This window comes from Bacillus mobilis (genome assembly GCF_001884045.1).
Taxonomy (GTDB): Bacteria; Bacillota; Bacilli; order Bacillales; family Bacillaceae_G; genus Bacillus_A; species Bacillus_A mobilis.
The window spans coordinates 1-2,414 of record NZ_MACF01000007.1 but is presented as its reverse complement, the minus strand read 5'-3'; the positions used below and the strand labels follow the sequence as shown (position 1 = coordinate 2,414).

The 2,414-nt window shown below is 36.1% G+C and carries 1 protein-coding gene; it reads right to left on the bottom strand.

Annotated elements, in window-relative coordinates:
- On the bottom strand, positions 1-2,414 hold a 2,414-nt coding region (locus BAQ44_RS00300), incomplete at both ends, for a Tn3 family transposase (RefSeq protein ID WP_116758342.1).

The window sequence follows — 2,414 nt, the reverse complement described above, 5'->3', positions numbered from 1 at the left end:
GCATTGATAATGATGTTTAAAGCACTGGCTCTTTGCAATTGATGTTGTATAGTCCGTTCCCTAAGCTCACCTTGTTTTCCGAAGAAAATAGCTCTTGCTAATCCGTTCATGGCTTCTCCTTTATTTAATCCCCTTTGTATTTTTCTTCTTAATGATTCATCCGATATATAATTCAAAATAAAAATTGTTTTTTCTATTCGACCCATCTCACGTAAGGCTATAGCCAAGCTGTTTTGTCTTGAATAAGATCCTAGTTTCCCCATAATAAGGGATGCTGAAACTGTTCCTTCTCTTATTGAGTGAGCTAATCGCAAAACATCCTCATAATTTTCTTTAATGACCTTTGTATTTATTTGTCCACGTAAAATGGCTTCTAATTTTGGATACTCACTTGCTTTATCTATTGTAAATAATTTTGAGTCTGCTAAATCTCTTATTCTTGGGGCAAATTTAAATCCTAATAAATGAGTCAGTCCGAATATTTGATCTGTGTAACCAGCTGTGTCTGTATAATGCTCTTCTATGTTTAAATCCGTTTCATGGTGCAACAAACCATCTAAAACATGAATCGCATCCCTTGAATTAGTATGAATAATCTTTGTGTAGTAAGAAGAGAATTGATCACTAGTAAAACGGTAGATGGTGGCTCCTTTTCCAGTTCCATAATGTGGGTTTGCATCTGCATGTAGTGATGAAACACCTAACTGCATTCTCATACCGTCTGATGAGGATGTTGTACCGTCTCCCCAATAGGAAGACAATTGTAATTTGTGATGAAAATTTACTAATACGGCTTGGGCTTTATTCATTGCATCTTCATACATGCGCCATTGAGATACATTGGCTAATTGCTTATATGTAAGTCCGGGTGTTGCTTCAGCCATCTTGCTTACACCTATATTCATTCCCATTCCTAAAAGGGCAGCCATAATAATAATCGTTTCTTCTTTATCCGGTTTTCGATTATTGGAAGCATGAGTAAATTGCTCATGAAATCCTGTTATATAAGCAATATCCATCAGTAAATCGGTTAATTTTATTCTTGGTAGCATCTGATAAAGGCTTGCACTAAACTTTTTTGCTTCTTCTGGTACATCTTTTTCTAAGCGTGCAAGTGACAGCTTTCCTTTATCAAGAGAAACTCCATCTAACTTGTTGGAATTGGCAGTTAACCACTTTAACCTTTCATTAAGGCTGCTGGTTCTCTCCGTTATATAATCTTCGAATGATAAACTAACTGATAATCTCGTATTCTCTTTCGTTTGATTCCATGTAAATTCGGAAAACAAATATTCCTCAAAATCTCTATATTGTCTGCTGCCAACAATGGAAACATCTCCTGCCCGAACATGCTCCCGAAGTTCTGTTAAAACAGCCATTTCATAGTAATGACGATTGATTGTTGTACCATCATTCTCGTATAAATGCTTTTTCCAACGTTTTGAAATAAAATCCACAGGTGAGTCATCAGGTACTTTTCGTTTTCCGGATTCGTTCATTCCTCGGATAATCTCTACAGCTTGTAAAAGTGGCTCATTTGCCTTTGTAGAATGAAATTCCAACACCCTTAATAGCGTTGGCGTATATTTTCTTAGTGAATAAAATCGTTTTTGCAGTAAGTCTAAATAATCATAGTCAGCAGGACGTGCAAGCTCCTGGGCTTCTTCGACCGAAGAGACAAAAGAATTCCATTCAATAACGGATTCTAAAACCTCAAAAACGTCTAATTTTTCCTGTTTTGCTTTGATCAAAGCTTGTCCGATGTTCGTAAAGTGTATAACTTTCTCATTCAGCTTTTTACCGTTCAGTTTCTGAATTTCCTCTTGAGCCTTACGACCTTTTGATAAGAGACTAAGTATTTGTCTGTCATGAATTTCAAAAGCTTTATCCGTCAAATCTTGATTAAGATGTAATAAATAGACGGTTAGTATTGAATATCGTTTATTTTCCTGAAAATCACGGAATGCATAAGGTTCATATCTTGAACCCAAGCGAGACAGCTGTAACAGGCGATTGCGGTGCAAATGATTAATTTGCACCGTTTCTAATTCCATTCCTCGTATGTATTCGAGTCGTTCTATTACTTTTAAAAAGGTTTCGGGTGAAGGATGTCCCGGTGGTTCTTTTAACCAACCCAATATCGTTTTATTGGATTCTGACGAATGCTGCAAGGTAATAATATCTTCAAGTTTTTCTTTTTGTTCATTTGTTAGGGATTGACTAACCGTGTTAAATAGCTTCTTTTCAGCCATTGCCCTTGCTTCCCACACTATTCTTTCAAGTGTAGTGATAGCAGGCAGTATGATTTTGTTTTTTCTTAGAAAATCTATGCATTCATGTAGTAGATGAATGGCATCACCATTTTCCAAAGCCAATTGATGTAGGTGCTTAAATGTCATTCTATATTCTTTCAG